This is a genomic window from Streptomyces sp. NPDC059477, from assembly GCF_042749375.1.
In the GTDB taxonomy this organism is placed as follows: domain Bacteria; phylum Actinomycetota; class Actinomycetes; order Streptomycetales; family Streptomycetaceae; genus Streptomyces.
Genome location: NZ_JBHYUG010000076.1, coordinates 21,157 through 38,823, shown reverse-complemented (window position 1 = coordinate 38,823; position 17,667 = coordinate 21,157). Strand labels below are relative to the sequence as shown.

At 71.4% G+C, this 17,667-nt stretch carries 14 protein-coding genes and 2 pseudogenes; 14 read left to right on the top strand and 2 right to left on the bottom strand.

The annotated features are described in order from the left end of the window. A pseudogene (locus tag ACFXAZ_RS29500) lies at window positions 1–1,055 on the bottom strand (hypothetical protein); the annotation flags it as partial. A 213-nt stretch (window positions 1,056–1,268) separates the two neighbouring features. After that, window positions 1,269–3,464, bottom strand: coding sequence for an elongation factor G-like protein EF-G2 (locus tag ACFXAZ_RS29495; protein ID WP_384597356.1), 2,196 nt, complete (start codon window positions 3,462–3,464; stop codon window positions 1,269–1,271). 227 nt (window positions 3,465–3,691) lie between these two features. Between ACFXAZ_RS29495 and pgsA the strand changes: the two genes are divergently transcribed. From pgsA to ACFXAZ_RS29425, 14 genes and pseudogenes are all read left to right on the top strand, one after another. Further along, window positions 3,692–4,501, top strand: coding sequence for a phosphatidylinositol phosphate synthase (pgsA, locus tag ACFXAZ_RS29490; protein WP_384597360.1), 810 nt, complete (start codon window positions 3,692–3,694; stop codon window positions 4,499–4,501). Continuing rightward, complete coding sequence (locus ACFXAZ_RS29485; RefSeq protein WP_384597354.1) at window positions 4,498–5,415, top strand: phosphatidylinositol mannoside acyltransferase; 918 nt, start codon at window positions 4,498–4,500, stop codon at window positions 5,413–5,415. Before pgsA ends, ACFXAZ_RS29485 begins: the two co-directional genes overlap by 4 nt. Then, window positions 5,412–6,599 carry a glycosyltransferase family 4 protein gene (locus ACFXAZ_RS29480; protein ID WP_384597352.1) on the top strand — a complete coding sequence of 396 codons (1,188 nt, stop codon included), beginning with the start codon at window positions 5,412–5,414 and terminating at the stop codon, window positions 6,597–6,599. The genes ACFXAZ_RS29485 and ACFXAZ_RS29480 overlap by 4 nt, the downstream gene beginning before the upstream one ends. 321 nt (window positions 6,600–6,920) lie before the next feature. Continuing rightward, a complete protein-coding gene (locus ACFXAZ_RS29475) occupies window positions 6,921–7,463 on the top strand; it encodes a hypothetical protein (RefSeq protein ID WP_384597350.1) in 543 nt (180 codons plus the stop codon). 126 nt (window positions 7,464–7,589) lie between these two features. Continuing rightward, window positions 7,590–8,504, top strand: a complete 915-nt coding sequence (gene pdxS, locus ACFXAZ_RS29470; protein WP_384597348.1) for a pyridoxal 5'-phosphate synthase lyase subunit PdxS — start codon at window positions 7,590–7,592, stop codon at window positions 8,502–8,504. Between the two features lie 6 nt (window positions 8,505–8,510). Then, complete coding sequence (gene pdxT, locus ACFXAZ_RS29465) at window positions 8,511–9,152, top strand: pyridoxal 5'-phosphate synthase glutaminase subunit PdxT (RefSeq protein WP_384597346.1); 642 nt, start codon at window positions 8,511–8,513, stop codon at window positions 9,150–9,152. A gap of 47 nt (window positions 9,153–9,199) precedes the next feature. Next, entirely contained in the window at window positions 9,200–9,952 is a 753-nt protein-coding gene (locus ACFXAZ_RS29460) for a YebC/PmpR family DNA-binding transcriptional regulator (RefSeq protein WP_382687612.1), read from the top strand. A gap of 162 nt (window positions 9,953–10,114) precedes the next feature. Next, window positions 10,115–10,636, top strand: a pseudogene (gene ruvC / locus ACFXAZ_RS29455) (crossover junction endodeoxyribonuclease RuvC); the annotation flags it as partial. A 343-nt stretch (window positions 10,637–10,979) separates the two neighbouring features. Next, window positions 10,980–11,585, top strand: a complete 606-nt coding sequence (gene ruvA / locus ACFXAZ_RS29450; RefSeq protein ID WP_384597343.1) for a Holliday junction branch migration protein RuvA — start codon at window positions 10,980–10,982, stop codon at window positions 11,583–11,585. 563 nt (window positions 11,586–12,148) lie between these two features. Continuing rightward, complete coding sequence (gene ruvB, locus ACFXAZ_RS29445) at window positions 12,149–13,246, top strand: Holliday junction branch migration DNA helicase RuvB (RefSeq protein ID WP_384597341.1); 1,098 nt, start codon at window positions 12,149–12,151, stop codon at window positions 13,244–13,246. Window positions 13,247–13,410: 164 nt separating this feature from the next. Continuing rightward, on the top strand, window positions 13,411–13,944 hold the full coding sequence (yajC, locus tag ACFXAZ_RS29440; protein WP_384597339.1) for a preprotein translocase subunit YajC: 534 nt from the start codon (window positions 13,411–13,413) through the stop codon (window positions 13,942–13,944). Window positions 13,945–14,076: 132 nt separating this feature from the next. Beyond that, window positions 14,077–15,864, top strand: a complete 1,788-nt coding sequence (secD, locus tag ACFXAZ_RS29435; RefSeq protein WP_384597337.1) for a protein translocase subunit SecD — start codon at window positions 14,077–14,079, stop codon at window positions 15,862–15,864. A 1-nt stretch (window position 15,865) separates the two neighbouring features. Further along, window positions 15,866–16,984 carry a protein translocase subunit SecF gene (secF, locus tag ACFXAZ_RS29430; protein ID WP_384597335.1) on the top strand — a complete coding sequence of 373 codons (1,119 nt, stop codon included), beginning with the start codon at window positions 15,866–15,868 and terminating at the stop codon, window positions 16,982–16,984. Then, a complete protein-coding gene (locus tag ACFXAZ_RS29425; protein WP_382687596.1) occupies window positions 16,981–17,520 on the top strand; it encodes an adenine phosphoribosyltransferase in 540 nt (179 codons plus the stop codon). The genes secF and ACFXAZ_RS29425 overlap by 4 nt, the downstream gene beginning before the upstream one ends. The last annotated feature ends 147 nt before the right edge of the window (window positions 17,521–17,667 follow it).

Here is a 17,667-nt window from a genome sequence, read left to right as displayed (position 1 = left end):
AATGCCTCGATGTCGGTGCCTTCGGGTCGGGACACCGAACCGGCGTTCTCGCCGATCGGGCTGACGATCCAGTGGCGTATCGAGGGTTTGGTGAAGCCGCCGGTGTTCAGCGGGCCGCGCTCCAGCATGCGCAGCTGGTCGTGGATCGACCGGACGATGTCCCAGCTGCGGAAGGGGTGGATCTCGCGGTCCGGGTCGGCCGGTGTCAGTTCTTCGGCGAGCTGCCAGGCGCCCCAGCGGGTGCCCATGCCGAGTATGCCCTTGGGCCCGGCGTAGAAGACGGAGTTGGACTGTTGCTCGGCGCTGAGCCTGGCCAGGGACTGGCGCAGCTGCTCGGCGGCGGTCTCGCCGGGGTTGCTGGGGACCGCCTCGGGGACCTTGGCGCCGACGCTGCCGCCGGACAGCAGGCCGTCCCAGCGCTCGCGGAGGTCCTTCGCGGTGCTCTCGCAGACCTGCTTGGCCCAGAACCAGCCGAGGACGGGCAGGATCACCGCCGCGCGCGCGTACCAGGCCCAGAAGCCGGCCAGCGGCATGCGGACCAGGAAGATCAGGGCGACCAGGCCGACGGCCACCAGCAGGGCCGTGGCGAGCGCGGAGGCGCGTTTGTCGTCGCGCTTGTCGATCATCGCGCGGAGCTGGAACACGCCCAGCCACAGCAGCAGTCCGGGCAGGAACAGCACCCCGCAGACCACCATGATCGCCGTGAGCTTGTTGTCGCGGTCGCGGCGGATGCGGTTGGCGGCCAGACAGTGCTCCACGACCACCTGGGGTTCGGTGCCGAAGGACTGGATCAGCGCGCCGCGGCCCTGGCCCAGCATGCGGTCGACGAGGGCGCGGGAGAACGCCTCGCCGAGGTTGGGCCGGAAGATCGCGGCCCATTTGCGGCCCTCTTTGACCGTCGACTGGTGCCAGTCGTTGTCCGCCTTCTTGATGTCGTCGACCGCGTTGTCCCGGTACGCCATGGAGGCCAGGGCGTAGGTCGGTGCCTGTCCGCCGTCGCCCGTGCGGGGCACCTGCGGTCCGAAGATGTCCGCGTAGCCGCCGTCAACGGTCATTCCCGCCCCCGATCGCCGCAGTGTCGCTCCTGCGGCACTTCCCGACTTCCCTGCCCCGCACACCTGTTGGCCGCTCGTACGTCCTGAACGACCTCCCGCCTGATCACGTGATCAGCGTAACCGCAGGCACCGACATCCGTCGGCGGACGGCCGAAGCCGCCCGTCCGACGAGGTCTCGCCCCGCAGGATTTGTGCCCGCCGAGTAGACAACTCCTAGCCGTCCCCCTCCTGTTCCCGGATCTTTTCGGCGACCTGAGGAGGCATCGGCTCGTGCCGGGCGTACGCCCGCTGGAAACGTGCCGTTCCGTGTGACAGGGAGCGCAGATCGACGGCGTACCGGCCGATCTCGATCTCGGGCACCTCGGCCCGTACCAGGGTGCGGGCGCCGGCGGTCTGCTCGGTGCCCAGTACCCGGCCGCGTCGCCCGGACAGGTCGCTCATCACGGCGCCCACGTAGTCGTCGCCGACCAGCACGGTCACCTCGGCCACCGGCTCCAGCAGATGGATCCGGGTGTCGCCCGCGGCCTCGCGCAGGGCCAGCGCGCCGGCCGTCTGGAAGGCGGCGTCGGAGGAATCCACCGAGTGCGCCTTGCCGTCCCGCAGCGTCACCCGCACGTCGACCAGCGGATATCCGGCCGCGACGCCCTTGGCGGCCTGGGCGCGGACGCCCTTCTCGACGGACGGGATGAACTGGCGGGGCACCGCGCCGCCGACCACCTTGTCGACGAACTCGACGCCGGAGCCGTTCGGCAGCGGCTCCACCTCGATCTCGCAGATGGCGTACTGCCCGTGCCCGCCGGACTGCTTGACGTGCCGCCCGCGCCCGGCCGACCGGTCGGCGAAGGTCTCGCGCAGCGACACCTTGTGCGGGACGACGTCGACCTGGACGCCGTAGCGGGTGCGCAGCCGCTCCAGGGCGACGTCGGCGTGGGCCTCGCCCAGGCACCACAGGACGACCTGGTGGGTGTTCTGGTTCTGCTCCAGGCGCATGGTCGGGTCCTCGGCGACCAGCCGGGACAGCCCCTGGGAGAGTTTGTCCTCGTCCGCCTTGCTGTGCGCCCGGATCGCCATCGGCAGCAGCGGGTCCGGCATCTCCCAGGGCCGCATCAGCAGCGGGTCGTCCTTGGCGGAGAGGGTGTCGCCGGTCTCCGCGCGGCTGAGTTTCGCGACCGCCGCCAGGTCGCCGGCGATGCAGTGCGACAGCACCCGCTGCTGTTTGCCGAAGGGCGCGGACAGCGCGCCGACCCGCTCGTCCACGTCGTGGTCCTCATGGCCGCGGTCGGCCAGGCCGTGCCCGGAGACATGCACGGTGTCGTCGGGGCGCAGGGTGCCGGAGAAGACCCGTACCAGGGAGACCCGGCCGACGTACGGGTCGGAGGACGTCTTGACCACCTCGGCGACCAGCGGGCCGCCCGGGTCGCACCGCTTCAGCTCGCGCGGCTCGCCGCCCACCGTGGTGACCCGGGGCGCCTCGCGCTCCAGGGGCGTCGGGAACCCACGGGTGATCAGCTCCAGCAGTTCTACTGTGCCCAGGCCCTGGCGGGCCCCCGGGGCGGCGGGGGCGGCGGCCAGCACCGGGAAGAAGATCCCGCGCGCCACGGCCCGCTCCAGGTCGTCGATCAGTGTCTTCACGTCGAGGGGCTCCCCGCCGACGTACCGGTCCATCAGGGACTCGTCCTCGCTCTCGGCGATGATGCCCTCGATCAGCCGGTTCCTGGCCTCCTCGATCAGCGGCAGCCGGTCGGCGTCCGGCGGGGACTCCGCGCGCGTGCCGGACGCGTAGTCGAACAGCGTCTGTGACAGCAGCCCGATCAGCCCGGTGACCGGCGCGTGTCCGTCGGGACCGGCCGGGCCGCGCAGGGGCAGGTACAGGGGCAGTACGGCGTCCGGGTCGTCGCCGCCGAACGCCTGTGCGCAGATCCGGGTCATCTCCTCGAAGCCGGCCCGTGCCGCCTCCAGGTGGGTCACCACGATCGCGCGTGGCATGCCGACGGCCGCGCACTCCTCCCACACCATGCGGGTCGCGCCGTCCACGCCGTCCGACGCCGAGACCACGAAAAGGGCCGCGTCCGCGGCGCGCAGACCGGCCCTGAGTTCCCCGACGAAGTCGGCGTATCCGGGGGTGTCCAGCACATTGACCTTGATGCCGTTCCATTCCAGCGGTACCAGGGAGAGCTGTACCGAGCGCTGCTGGCGGTGCTCGATCTCGTCGTAGTCCGAGACGGTGCCGCCGTCCTCCACGCGGCCCGCCCGGTTCACCGCTCCCGCCGTCAGCGCGAGAGCCTCCACCAGAGTCGTCTTGCCCGATCCTGAGGGGCCGACCAGCACCACATTCCGTACGGATGCGGGGTGGTCGGCCGCCATAGCCCTGCCGGCGGCCCCGGGGTGTGCGTTCGCCTTGTCGCCCATGTCCTTGCCTCCCGTGCACGGTGAGGTCATCTGGGGCGCGGGCGCAGCGGGCCGCGTGCGGTGGCGGCTCCGGTGACGCCCGCGGTCCTTCGAGCTTTCCACTCCCGTCACGGTGCGTCCATACAGGCGACACGAACCCACCTTCAGATGGGGGTCGCGTGCGGGGAGCGGGCCGCCGCGACCCCTCGACGGTGCCCGGCAGTCGTACAAGCGCCCGCGTGGCTACGATGGGCCAGCCGGTGGCCAGCAGGGGCCGCGCGGCGACAGCAACCCTCGGGAAGGCCATGCTGAACAAGTACGCGCGTGCATTCTTCACGCGTGTCCTCACTCCGTTCGCCGCGTTCTTGATCCGGCGGGGCGTGAGCCCGGACACGGTGACGCTGATCGGCACCGCCGGAGTGGTCGCGGGCGCGCTGGTCTTCTACCCCCGGGGCGAGTTCTTCTGGGGCACGGTCGTGATCACGCTGTTCGTGTTCTCCGACCTGGTCGACGGCAACATGGCCCGCCAGCTCGGCCGCACCAGCCGCTGGGGCGCGTTCCTGGACTCGACCCTGGACCGGGTGGCCGACAGCGCCATCTTCGGCGGCTTCGCCCTCTGGTACGCCGGTCAGGGTGACAACGATGTGCTGTGCGCGGTGTCCATCTTCTGCCTGGCCAGCGGGCAGGTGGTGTCGTACACCAAGGCGCGCGGGGAGTCGATCGGGCTGCCGGTCGCCGTCAACGGGCTCGTGGAGCGGGCCGAGCGGCTGGTGATCTCCCTGGTCGCGGCCGGGCTCGCGGGCTTCGACACGTTCGGCGTCCCCGGTATCCACGTCCTGCTGCCGATCGCGCTGTGGCTGGTCGCCGTGGGCAGCGTCGTCACGCTGATCCAGCGGGTCGTCACGGTCCGGCGTGAATCGGCCGAGGCGGAGGCGGCGGGCGCGCAGGACAATGGGGGTAATGGCGGCAGTGGGCGTAATGGGGGCAAGAGGGGCACTGGAGGAGGGGACGGTGGCGCCCCGGCGAACGCGTCCCACGGGAACGAGGCGGCGAAATGAGCGCACGGGAGCGGTTGACCGACGCCCTGTACGGCGCCGGCTGGGCCACCGTGAAGAAGCTGCCCGAGCCCCTCGCCGTGCGCCTGGGCACCTCGGTCGCCGACCTGGCGTGGAAGCGGCGCGGCAAGGGCGTGCTGCGGCTGGAGAGCAACTACGCGCGCGTGGTGCCCGACGCGAGCCCCGCGCGGCTCAGGGAGCTGTCCCGCGCGGGCATGCGCTCGTACCTGCGCTACTGGATGGAGTCCTTCCGGCTGCCCGCGTGGAGCGCCGAACGCGTCAGCACCGGTTTCGAGGTCAAGGACATCCACCACGTCACCGACGGCCTCGCGACCGGCAAGGGCGTCGTCCTGGCGCTGCCGCACCTGGCGAACTGGGACCTGGCGGGCGCCTGGGTCACCACCGAGCTGAAGATCCCCTTCACCACCGTGGCCGAACGGCTCAAACCGGAGACGTTGTACGACCGCTTCGTCGCCTACCGCGAGGGCCTGGGCATGGAGGTCCTGCCGCACAGCGGCGGTACCGCCTTCGGCACGCTGGCCCGCAGGCTGCGCGACGGCGGCCTGGTCTGTCTGGTCGCCGACCGTGACCTGTCCGCGTCCGGCGTGGAGGTCTCCTTCTTCGGCGAGACCGCGCGGATGCCGGCGGGGCCCGCGCTGCTGGCCCAGCAGACGGGATGCCTGCTGCTGCCGGTGACCCTGTGGTACGACGACACGCCGGTCATGAAGGGCCGGGTGCATCCCCCGGTCGAGGTACCCGAGTCAGGTGACCGCACCCGGAGGACGTCTGTCATGACACAGGCGCTGGCGGATGCCTTCGCCGCGGGGATCGCCGACCATCCGGAGGACTGGCACATGCTTCAGAGGTTGTGGGTCGAGGATCTCGAACCCCGGGCGCCCGACGGGGAGCCCACGTGAGGATCGGCATCGTCTGCCCTTACTCGTGGGACGTGCCCGGCGGCGTCCAGTTCCACATCCGCGACCTGGCCGAGTACTTCATCCGCGAGGGCCACGACGTGTCCGTCCTGGCACCGGCCGACGACGACACGCCGCTGCCGCCCTATGTCGTCTCCGCGGGCCGCGCGGTGCCGGTGCCCTACAACGGCTCGGTGGCCCGGCTGAACTTCGGCTTCCTGTCCGCCGCGCGGGTGCGGCGCTGGCTGCACGACGGGGCCTTCGACGTCGTCCACATCCATGAGCCGACGGCGCCCTCCCTGGGCCTGCTCACCTGCTGGGCGGCGCAGGGCCCCATCGTGGCGACCTTCCACACGTCCAACCCGCGCTCGCGCGCGATGATCGCCGCGTACGCCATCCTCCAGGCGGCCCTGGAGAAGATCAGCGCGCGGATCGCGGTCAGCGAGTACGCCCGGCGCACGCTGGTGGAACACCTGGGCGGCGACGCGGTGGTCATCCCCAACGGCGTCGATGTCGACTTCTTCGCCCGCGCGGAGCCCGAGCCGAAGTGGCAGGGCGACACGATCGGCTTCATCGGCCGCATCGACGAACCCCGCAAGGGCCTGCCGGTGCTGATGCGGGCCATGCCCCGCATCCTCGCCGAGCGTCCGCAGACCCGGCTGCTGGTGGCCGGGCGCGGTGACGAGGAGAACGCGGTCGCGGAACTCCCCGAGGAACTGCGCGCGCGGATCGAGTTCCTCGGCATGATCAGCGACGCGGACAAGGCCCGCCTCCTGCGCAGCGTCGACCTGTACGTGGCACCCAACACCGGCGGCGAGAGCTTCGGCATCATCCTCGTCGAGGCGATGTCCGCGGGCGCCCCCGTCCTCGCCGCCGACCTCGACGCCTTCGCCCAGGTCCTGGACCGGGGCGAAGCCGGCGAACTCTTCGCCAACGAGGACGCGGACGCGCTCGCCAAGACGGCGGTACGCCTGCTGGCGGACCCACAGCGCCGGGCGGAACTCCGCGCGCGGGGCAGCGCCCACGTCCGTCGTTTCGACTGGTCGACGGTCGGCGCGGACATCCTGTCGGTGTACGAGACGGTGACAGCGGGCGCGGCAGCAGTGGCGGCGGACGAGCGGGCGCACGGCGGGGACAGTGGGGATGGTGGAGGGCTGCGGGCGCGGTTGGGGTTGGCGCGGGACTGAGGGGCGGGAGAGCTGGGGGGCGCGGGGCGGGTGTTTTCGGCCGGTCCGGTGTTTGGGGGTGGAGTGTTTGACGCGGGTGGGGATCCTCAGCGGGTCCGGTGCGTGAGGTCTGGGTGGGCGGGGTGTTTGACGCAGCCCGGGGACATTCAGCCCGTCTGGGGGTGCCCCCTCTGGGGGAGTTTGAGGACGAGGCTCCTCAAGGGCCGAGGCGGGGGCCTGGGGGCGGCAGCCCCCAGACCGACGGCAACGCCACCCCGGCCCACCCATCGACGCGGCCGAACCGGACAACGCCTCCCCGCGGAGCGCCTAGGCTGACCGCCCGTGACCGCAACCCTGATCTGGATCCTCGCCGTCCTCGTGGCGATCGGCCTCTATCTGAGCTGGACCGCCGGCCGCCTGGACCGCCTGCACGCGCGGATCGACGCGACCCGGGCCGCGCTGGACGCCCAACTGCTGCGCCGCGCCTCGGTGGCCCAGGAACTGGCCACGTCCGGCGTCATGGACCCGGCGGCGTCGATCGTCCTCTACGAGGCCGCGCACGCGGCCCGGCAGGCCGAGGAGGAGCAGCGGGAGGTCGCCGAGAGCGAGCTGTCCCAGGCGCTGCGGGCCGTCTTCGCGGACCCCCACCAGGTCGAGGGCGTCCGCCAGGCACCCGGCGGGGAGGCGACGGCGCACGAGCTGACGGAGGCGGTACGGCGGGTCCCCATGGCCCGGCGCTTCCACAACGACGCGGTCGGCGCGGCCCGCCGGCTGCGCGAGCACCGTAAGGTCCGCTGGTTCCGTCTCGCGGGCCACGCGCCCTTCCCGATGGCCTTCGAGATGGACGACGAGCCACCGGCGGCCCTGGTGGACCGGGCCGCCTGAGCGACGGCGCCTGCCGCGCCCCCTGCAAAAACGATCCACCCCCTCCTCATTGGCCCTTGCAGTGGCCTGGTCGGCTCGCGTTTCCTCAGTGCTGCACCAACCCCCCTTCACCCAGTGAGGTCACCCGTGTCCACCACGCTTCCCGACTCCGCCCAGACACCCGAGACCGGCACCGCGCGCGTGAAGCGCGGTATGGCCGAGCAGCTCAAGGGCGGCGTGATCATGGACGTCGTCACGCCGGAGCAGGCGAAGATCGCCGAGGACGCGGGCGCCGTCGCCGTCATGGCCCTTGAGCGCGTCCCGGCCGACATCCGCAAGGACGGCGGCGTGGCCCGTATGTCCGACCCGGACATGATCGAGGGCATCATCGGTGCCGTGTCGATCCCGGTCATGGCGAAGTCCAGGATCGGCCACTTCGTGGAGGCCCAGGTCCTTCAGGCGCTCGGCGTCGACTACATCGACGAGTCCGAGGTCCTCACCCCGGCCGACGAGGTCAACCACTCCGACAAGTTCGCGTTCACCACCCCCTTCGTCTGCGGCGCCACCAACCTCGGCGAGGCCCTGCGCCGGATCGCCGAGGGCGCGGCCATGATCCGCTCCAAGGGCGAGGCCGGCACCGGCAACGTCGTGGAGGCCGTGCGCCACCTGCGTCAGATCAAGAACGAGATCGCCCGCCTGCGCGGCTACGACAACAACGAGCTGTACGCCGCCGCCAAGGAGCTGCGCGCCCCCTACGAGCTGGTCAGGGAGGTCGCCGAGCTGGGCAAGCTGCCCGTGGTGCTGTTCTCCGCCGGTGGTGTGGCCACGCCCGCCGACGCCGCGCTGATGCGCCAGCTCGGCGCCGAGGGCGTCTTCGTCGGCTCCGGCATCTTCAAGTCCGGCGACCCCGCCAAGCGCGCCGCCGCCATCGTGAAGGCGACCACCTTCTACGACGACCCGAAGATCATCGCGGACGCGTCCCGCAACCTCGGCGAGGCCATGGTCGGCATCAACTGCGACACCCTCCCCGAGACCGAGCGCTACGCCAACCGCGGCTGGTAATCAGCGATGAGCAGTCCGGTCGATCCCGTCAATCCCGTTGATGCCGCCGGTCCTGTCATAGGCGTCCTGGCGCTCCAGGGCGATGTGCGGGAGCATCTGAGCGCCCTGGCCGCGGCCGGCGCCGTGGCCAGGGCGGTGCGGCGGCCCGGGGAACTCGCCGAGGTCGACGGCCTGATCGTGCCCGGCGGCGAGTCCACCACCATCTCCAAGCTGGCCGTGCTGTTCGGCCTCATGGAGCCGCTGCGCGCGCGCGTGCGGGACGGTATGCCGGTCTACGGCACCTGCGCGGGCCTGATCATGCTCGCCGACAAGATCCTCGACCCGCGCTCGGGCCAGGAGACCATCGGCGGCATCGACATGATCGTGCGGCGCAACGCCTTCGGCCGCCAGAACGAGTCCTTCGAGGCCGCGGTCGAGGTCGACGGCGTCGCGGGCGGCGCCGTGGAGGGCGTCTTCATCCGCGCCCCTTGGGTGGAGTCCGTCGGCGCGGCGGTCGAGGTGCTCGCCGAGCACGGCGGTCACATCGTGGCCGTCCGGCAGGGCGGCGCACTCGCCACGTCCTTCCATCCGGAACTGACCGGCGACCACCGTATGCATGCGCTCTTTGTCGACATGGTGCGCGAAAAGCGGGCCGCGGAGTCCTTGTAGGATCTCAGGCGTCCTACAGAGATTGGTTACGCGAAGGAGACAGGCAGATGTCCGGCCACTCTAAATGGGCCACGACGAAGCACAAGAAGGCCGTGATCGATGCCAAGCGCGGCAAGCTCTTCGCGAAGCTGATCAAGAACATCGAGGTCGCGGCGCGGATGGGCGGCGTCGACCTCGAAGGCAATCCGACGCTCTACGACGCCGTCCAGAAGGCCAAGAAGCAGTCCGTCCCGAACAAGAACATCGACTCCGCGATCAAGCGCGGTGGCGGACTCGAAGCCGGTGGCGCCGAGTACGAGACGATCATGTACGAGGGTTACGGCCCCAACGGCGTCGCGGTGCTCATCGAGTGCCTCACCGACAACCGCAACCGCGCCGCCTCCGAGGTGCGCGTCGCCATGACCCGCAACGGCGGCTCCATGGCCGACCCGGGTTCGGTGTCGTACCTGTTCCACCGCAAGGGCGTGATCCTCGTCCCCAAGGGCGAGCTGTCCGAGGACGACGTCCTCACCGCAGTCCTGGACGCGGGTGCTGAGGAAGTCAATGACCTCGGCGAGTCGTTCGAGGTCATCAGCGAGGCCACCGACCTGGTCGCGGCCCGCACCGCGCTCCAGGAAGCCGGCATCGACTACGACTCGGCCGAGGCCAACTTCGTCCCGACCATGCAGGTCGAGCTGGACGAGGACGGCGCCAAGAAGATCTTCAAGCTGATCGACGCGCTGGAGGACAGCGACGACGTGCAGAACGTCTTCGCCAACTTCGACGTGAGCGACGAGGTCATGGAGAAGGTCGACGCATGACACGCGCTTAGCCGGCGGGCCGGGACCGGCGCGAGGCTCAACGGGCCGACGGGGCACCCCCGTCGGCCCGTCGCTTTGCCGGGCGTCGCGCGCGGGCGTTGTCAGTGGCAGCGGATAGCCTGCGCAAACAGGTGAGCGAGACGGCGAGGGAGAGGGGGGCCGGTGCGGGTACTCGGGGTGGACCCCGGACTGACGCGCTGCGGGGTCGGTGTCGTGGAGGGCGTCGCGGGCCGGCCGCTGACCATGGTCGGCGTCGGCGTGGTCCGCACGCCGGCGGACGCAGACCTCGGCCACCGGCTGGTCGCCATCGAACAGGGCATCGAAGAATGGCTGGATCGCCACCGCCCCGAGTACATGGCGGTGGAGCGCGTCTTCAGCCAGCACAACGTCCGTACGGTGATGGGCACCGCCCAGGCCAGTGCCGTCGCCATGCTCTGCGCCGCCCGCCGGGGCATCCCCGTCGCGCTGCACACCCCCAGCGAGGTCAAGGCCGCCGTCACCGGCTCGGGCCGCGCCGACAAGGCCCAGGTCGGCGCGATGGTCACCCGTCTCCTGCGCCTCGCCGCCCCACCCAAACCGGCCGACGCGGCGGACGCGCTGGCGCTGGCCATCTGCCACATCTGGCGGGCCCCGGCCCACAACCGCCTCCAGGAGGCGGTGGCCCGGCACGCGGGACGCCCGACAGGGGCGGCCGGGGTCGCGGTGCCTGCGGGGCGGGCCGGGCGTTCGTCGGCGGCGGGGTCGGGCGTACGCGCGGGGTCGGCAGTGCGTGGAGGTCAGGCCGGGCGTTCGTCGGAGGTGGGGCGGGCGGAGCGCTCGCCGGAGACGGGGGCGCCGCCCGCGCCCGCCGACGCCCCAGGCACCACACCCACGCCCCTTCCGCCGACCATCCCCTCCTCGCCCCCACCCTTGCCCCCACCCCCGTGACCCCCGCACAGACTCCCGCCCCCTCCACGACGCGCACCCCCACCCCCGCCGGACTCCCCGTGCCCCCCGCCGAACCCCCCGTACCGAAAGGCCGAACGGCATGATCGCCTTCGTCAGTGGCACCGTCGCCGCGCTCGCTCCTGATGCCGCCGTGGTGGAGGTCGGCGGGGTCGGCATGATGGTGCAGTGCACGCCGAACACGCTGTCCACGCTCCGTGTCGGCCGCGCCGCCAAGCTGCACACGTCCCTCGTGGTGCGGGAGGACTCGCTGACCCTGTACGGCTTCGTGGACGACGACGAGCGGCAGGTCTTCGCCCTGCTCCAGACGGCCAGCGGGGTCGGCCCCCGGCTCGCCCAGGCGATGCTCGCCGTGCACAGTCCCGACGCGCTGCGCCGGGCCGTGACCACCGCCGACGAGAAGGCGCTGACCGCCGTCCCCGGCATCGGTAAGAAGGGGGCGCAGAAGTTGCTTCTGGAGCTGAAGGACCGGCTGGGCGAGCCCCTCGGCGCCCCCGTGGTCGGCGCCCCGGTCACCACCGGCTGGCGCGACCAGCTGCACGCCGCCCTGATCGGCCTCGGCTATGCCACCCGCGAGGCCGACGAGGCGGTGGCCGCCGTGACCCCGCAGGCCGAGGCCGCAGGGGGGACACCCCAGGTCGGACATCTCCTCAAGGCGGCCCTCCAGACCCTGAACAGAGCGCGATGATCCTCCGGGCGGATTCTCGGGCCGGTTGCCGGACGAATCCCGGGCGGATTCTCGGGCCGGTCGCCGGACGAATCCCGGGCGGAGTCTCGGGCCGGTCTCCGGGCGGATGCCCGGATTCCCCGGATCCCCGGGGGGGGGGCTTCCCACCGACCCGCCTGCGGAAGCCGCCGCCCCGTCGGCACCCGTCCGGACGGAGGAGCCGCCGAATCTCCGCCTCCCCACCCATGAGCTATCCCCTGCGTCACCCCACGAACCACCCAAAACCCACCCCATGAGCCACCCAGAACCCACCCCACGACTCACCCCATGAGCCACCCAAAACCCACCCCACGACCCACCCATCCGGCCAGGACCCACCGCATGAGCCACCGCGGACCCACCCCAGGAACCCGCCCGCGAGCCACTCCGGGGACCTGAGGAGGCACCACCGCACCACCCGCTCCCCCCTCACGCGGACGCCACCTTCCCCCGAGAGTGACGTCCGCCCCACCGCCGAAGGCCCCGGCGCCCGACCCCGACCGCCCCCCAGACGCGCCCCGCACGCCACCGCTAGGAGATCTTCAGTGAACTGGGACGACGACCCGACCGACAGCCCCGCCGCCGAGCCCCCCGCCGGTGCCGCCGCGGAGCGGCTCGTGGGCTCGGTCGCCGACCGTGAGGACCAGGCCGTCGAGGCCGCGCTGCGCCCCAAGGACCTGGACGAGTTCATCGGCCAGGAGAAGGTCCGTGAGCAGCTCGACCTGGTGCTGCGGGCCGCACGCGCGCGGGGCGCCACCGCCGATCACGTCCTGCTCTCCGGCGCGCCGGGCCTCGGCAAGACCACCCTCTCGATGATCATCGCGGCCGAGATGGGCGCCCCCATCCGCATCACCTCCGGCCCCGCCATCCAGCACGCGGGCGACCTGGCCGCGATCCTGTCCTCCCTCCAGGAGGGCGAGGTCCTCTTCCTCGACGAGATCCACCGCATGTCCCGGCCCGCCGAGGAGATGCTCTACATGGCGATGGAGGACTTCCGCGTCGACGTGATCGTCGGCAAAGGCCCCGGCGCCACCGCCATCCCGCTGGAGCTGCCCCCGTTCACCCTGGTCGGCGCCACCACCCGGGCCGGACTGCTGCCGCCCCCGCTGCGCGACCGCTTCGGCTTCACCGCGCACATGGAGTTCTACGAGCCCGTCGAGCTGGAGCGGGTCATCCACCGCTCGGCCCACCTCCTGGACGTCGGCATCGAGCCCGAGGGCGCCGCCGAGATCGCCGGACGCTCCCGAGGCACCCCCCGTATCGCCAACCGCCTGCTGCGCCGCGTCCGCGACTACGCGCAGGTCAAGGCCGACGGATTCATCACCAGAGAGATCGCCGGAGCCGCCCTCAAGGTGTACGAGGTGGATGGGCGCGGTCTGGACCGGCTGGACCGGGGGGTGCTGGAGGCCCTGCTCAAGCTGTTCGCGGGCGGTCCGGTCGGGCTCTCGACGCTCGCCGTCGCCGTGGGGGAGGAGCGCGAGACCGTCGAGGAGGTCGCCGAGCCGTTCCTGGTGCGCGAGGGTCTGCTGGCCCGTACGCCCCGCGGCCGGGTCGCCACCCCGGCGGCGTGGGCGCATCTCGGCCTCACCCCGCCCGGCACCGGGCCTGCGGGAAACGGACAACAGGACCTGTTCGGGACGTGACGGCGAGCGCACTGGCCCGTACAGGAACCCCGGTGCCATGCTGAGCGTTGTTCCCTGCGCGCGGACTCGCTTAGACTCCGCCGATGCCGCCCTTGTCGACGGCTGACAATCCCCCAACGATCAGGCCGCTCCCCACCGCGGTCGTGCGAAGGAAGTTCCGACCCGTGAGTCTCGTGACCCTCCTCCCGTTCATCGTGCTCATCGGGGCCATGTTCCTGATGACCCGGTCGGCCAAGAAGAAGCAGCAGCAGGCGGCCGACATGCGGAACCAGATGCAGCCCGGTTCCGGCGTCCGCACCATCGGGGGCATGTACGCGACGGTCAAGGAAGTCAGCGAGGACACGGTCCTCCTCGACGCCGGCCCGGGCGTCGACCTGCTCTTCGCCAAGAACTCGATCGGTGCCGTCCTGTCCGACGACGAGTACAACCGCATCGTCCACGGCATCGAGCACGACCTGAAGTCCGACCTCGTCCCGGACGACGCCTCGGCGCTCACCAAGACGGACGAGACGGATGAGCCGGACGAAACCGACAAGACCGGCAAGACCGACGAAAGCCCCTCCGACGCCGCCTCCTCCGACGACAAGCCGGTCGACCTCGGCAAGAAGGACTCCGAAGAGCCCTCCGACGACGCCCCCGCCGGGGCGAAGCCGGACGAAGAGCCGAAGAAGACCGACGGCGACTCCGACGCGAAGTAGTCGTGCCCCGGGGCGTGTGGGCCCGGCCCTCACGCCCCGGAGTGCGCCCAGCTCGCAGGGGATCCCGACACCATGTCATGGCCGTCCGCCCGCCGACCCGGAGCGCGGCGGCCCGAGAGGGAGTACGAGAAGGTGGCAGCACCTAAGAAGGGCCGGAGCGCGAGCGCCCAGAGCAAGCCGGGGCGCTCGCTGGTCCTGATCCTGATCGCCATCGTGGCGCTCACAGGAGGCATGTTCGCCTCCGGACACACCACTCCGCGTCTCGGTATCGACCTCGCCGGCGGCACCAGCATCACGCTCACGGCGGTCAACGAACCCGGCCAGCCCAACGCGATCAACAAGACGAACATGGACACCGCGGTCGGCATCATGGAGAACCGGGTCAACGGTCTCGGTGTCTCCGAGGCCGAGGTCCAGACCCAGGGCGCCGACAACATCATCGTCAACATTCCCAAGGGCACCGACTCCGAGCAGGCCCGGGAACAGGTCGGCACCACGGCCAAGCTGTACTTCCGCCCGGTCCTCCAGCGCGAGGCGGCCATCGACCCGGCGGCCACCCCCAGCCCGAGCGCGAGCGACGGCAGCAGTGCCTCGCCCTCGCCGAGCACCTCCGCCTCCGGGGGCGACGAGTCGGCCAGCCCCTCGGACAGCCCCTCGGCCACTCCCTCGTCCTCGGCCACCTCGCAGGGCCGCCCGGTCACCGACGCCCTCAAGGCCGACGAGACACCGTCCGCCAGCGCCTCCTCGTCGGCGTCGGCGAGCGACTCCGCCAGCCCCTCCCCCTCGGCGAGCGACGACGCCGCTGCCGCCGATGACGCCGCCCTCCAGGCCCAGTACGCCGCGCTGAACTGCGCCGACGCCGACCAGCGCGCCGAGGCGGGCAAGGGCGCCAAGCCCGGCGACTCCACCGTCACCTGCGGCCAGGACGACGGCGTGTGGAGCAAGTTTCTGCTCGGCCCGGTCGCCGTCGACGGCACGGACATCGACAACGCCGAGGCGCTCTTCGACACGCAGAGCGCGGCCGGCTGGAAAGTGACGATGGACTTCAACTCCGACGGAGCCACGAAGTTCGCCGACATCACCGGCCAGCTCGCCACCCAGACGTCGCCGATGAACGAGTTCGCGATCGTCCTGGACGACGAGGTCGTCTCCCACCCGTACGTGAGCACCACGATCACCGGCGGCAACGCCGAGATCTCCGGAAACTTCACCCAGGAACAGGCCGAGAGCCTGTCCAACATGCTCTCCTACGGTGCGCTCCCGCTCACCTTCAAGGAGTCCAGCGTCACCACCGTGACCGCCGCGCTCGGCAGCGAGCAGCTGCACGCCGGTCTGATCGCGGGCGCCATCGGCCTCGGCCTGGTCGTGCTCTACCTGGTCGCCTACTACCGCGGCCTCTCCCTGATCGCGCTCGCCTCGCTGCTGATCTCCGCGGCCCTGACCTACGTGATCATGTCGCTGCTCGGTCCGGCCATCGGCTTCGCGCTGAACCTGCCCGCCGTCTGCGGCGCCATCGTCGCCATCGGTATCACGGCGGACTCGTTCATCGTGTACTTCGAACGGGTCAGGGACGAGATCAGAGAGGGCCGCTCCCTGCGTCCCGCGGTCGAGCGGGGCTGGCCGCGCGCCCGGCGCACCATCCTGGTCTCCGACTTCGTGTCGTTCCTGGCCGCCGCGGTGCTCTTCGCCGTCACCGTCGGCAAGGTCCAGGGCTTCGCGTTCACGCTCGGCCTGACCACCGTGCTCGACGTCGTCGTGGTGTTCTTCTTCACCAAGCCCCTGCTGACCCTGCTGGCCCGCCGCAAGTTCTTCGCGAACGGTCACAAGTGGTCCGGCCTGGACCCGAAGCGTCTGGGTGCCCAACCCCCGCTGCGCCGCAGCCGCCGTCCCGTCGCCCCCGTCGACCCGAAGGAGGCGTGAGATGTCGAAGCTCGGCAACCTCGGCGCCCGGCTCCACCGCGGCGAGGTCGGTTACGACTTCGTCAAGAACCGCAAGCTCTGGTACGGCATCTCGATCCTGATCACCATCACGGCGATCGTGGGCCTGGCCGTGCGCGGCCTGAACATGGGCATCGAGTTCCAGGGCGGCGCCGTCTTCACCACCCCGAAGACCTCCGTCTCCGTCGCCCAGGCCGAGACCTACGCCGAGGAGGCCGCCGGTCACCAGGCGGTCGTCCAGGAGCTGGGCTCCGGCGGGATGCGCATCCAGATCTCCGGCGTGGACACCGCCAAGTCCGACCAGATCAAGCAGGACCTCGCGCAGAATCTGAAGGTCGACGCGGACGCCATCAACGCCGACCTGGTCGGCCCCAGTTGGGGTGAGCAGATCGCCAACAAGGCGTGGCAGGGACTGGGGATCTTCCTGGTCCTGGTGGTGATCTATCTGGCGATCGCCTTCGAGTGGCGCATGGCGGTCGCCGCGTTCATCGCGCTGATCCACGACATCACCATCACGGTCGGCGTCTACGCCCTGGTGGGCTTCGAGGTCACCCCGGGCACGGTGATCGGTCTGCTCACGATCCTCGGCTACTCGCTGTACGACACGGTGGTGGTCTTCGACTCCCTCAAGGAACAGACGAAGGACATCACCAAACAGAGCCGCTGGACCTACAGCGACATCGCCAACCTCTCGATCAACAGCACCCTGGTCCGCTCGATCAACACCACGGTGGTCGCGCTGCTGCCGGTGGCGGGCCTGCTGTTCATCGGCGGCGGTGTCCTCGGCGCCGGCACGCTCAACGACATCTCCCTGTCGCTGTTCGTCGGCCTCGCGGCCGGCGCGTACTCCTCGATCTTCATCGCCACGCCGCTGGTCGCCGACCTCAAGGAGCGCGAGCCGCAGATCAAGGCGCTGCGCAAGCGGATCCTGGCCAAGCGGGCGCAGGGCACCGAGGAGAGCGAGCCCACCGCGCCCCGGCCCAGCGCCGAGGAGACGTACGACGACCTCCCCGAGGACGTCGCCGCCGCCGTCGTAGGACCGCGCAACCAGCCCGTGTCCCGCACCCGGGGCCGTGGCCGGCCCTCGGGGAAGCGCCGATGACGGACATCAGGGAGCTGCTGCTCAGCCGTATCCGGGACGTGGCCGACTATCCGGAGCCGGGTGTGGTGTTCAAGGACATCACCCCGCTCCTGGCGGACCCCGCCGCGTTCGGCGCGCTGACCGACGCCCTCGCCGATGTCGCCGTGCGCCAGGGCGCCACCAAGGTGGTCGGCCTGGAGGCCCGCGGGTTCATCCTGGGCGCGCCGGTCGCGGTCCGCGCGGGCGTCGGCTTCATCCCGGTCCGCAAGGCGGGCAAGCTCCCCGGTGCCACCCTGCGCCAGGCGTACGACCTGGAGTACGGGTCGGCGGAGATCGAACTGCACGCCGAGGACCTCAGCGCGGGGGATCGCGTGCTGGTCGTCGACGATGTGCTGGCCACGGGCGGCACGGCGGAGGCGTCCCTGAAGCTGATCCGCCGCGCGGGCGCCGAGGTCGCGGGCGTCGCGATCCTCATGGAGCTGTCCTTCCTCGACGGCCGCAGCCGGCTGGAGCCCTCCCTCCAGGGGGCTCCGCTGGAGACGCTGCTCACCGTCTGAGCGGTCCTGAGCCACCCTGGAGCGGGCGGGCGCGGCTCCGCGCGGCAGGGAGTGTCACCGGGCGTCCCGGGCTTCGGCCCGGGGCGCCCGTTCGCCTTGTGAGCGCCCGGGGCACCCGGCAGGGAATCAAACCTCCCCTCACCGGTG

Bases quoted from the DNA above. Each gene is read 5' to 3' on its own strand.
- ACFXAZ_RS29495 (WP_384597356.1), bottom strand. From the start codon at position 3,464: ATGGGCGACAAGGCGAACGCACACCCCGGGGCCGCCGGCAGGGCTATG.
- pgsA (WP_384597360.1), top strand. From the start codon at position 3,692: ATGGGCCAGCCGGTGGCCAGCAGGGGCCGCGCGGCGACAGCAACCCTC.
- ACFXAZ_RS29485 (WP_384597354.1), top strand. From the start codon at position 4,498: ATGAGCGCACGGGAGCGGTTGACCGACGCCCTGTACGGCGCCGGCTGG.
- pdxT (WP_384597346.1), top strand. From the start codon at position 8,511: ATGAGCAGTCCGGTCGATCCCGTCAATCCCGTTGATGCCGCCGGTCCT.
- ACFXAZ_RS29460 (WP_382687612.1), top strand. From the start codon at position 9,200: ATGTCCGGCCACTCTAAATGGGCCACGACGAAGCACAAGAAGGCCGTG.
- ruvA (WP_384597343.1), top strand. From the start codon at position 10,980: ATGATCGCCTTCGTCAGTGGCACCGTCGCCGCGCTCGCTCCTGATGCC.
- secF (WP_384597335.1), top strand. From the start codon at position 15,866: ATGTCGAAGCTCGGCAACCTCGGCGCCCGGCTCCACCGCGGCGAGGTC.
- ACFXAZ_RS29425 (WP_382687596.1), top strand. From the start codon at position 16,981: ATGACGGACATCAGGGAGCTGCTGCTCAGCCGTATCCGGGACGTGGCC.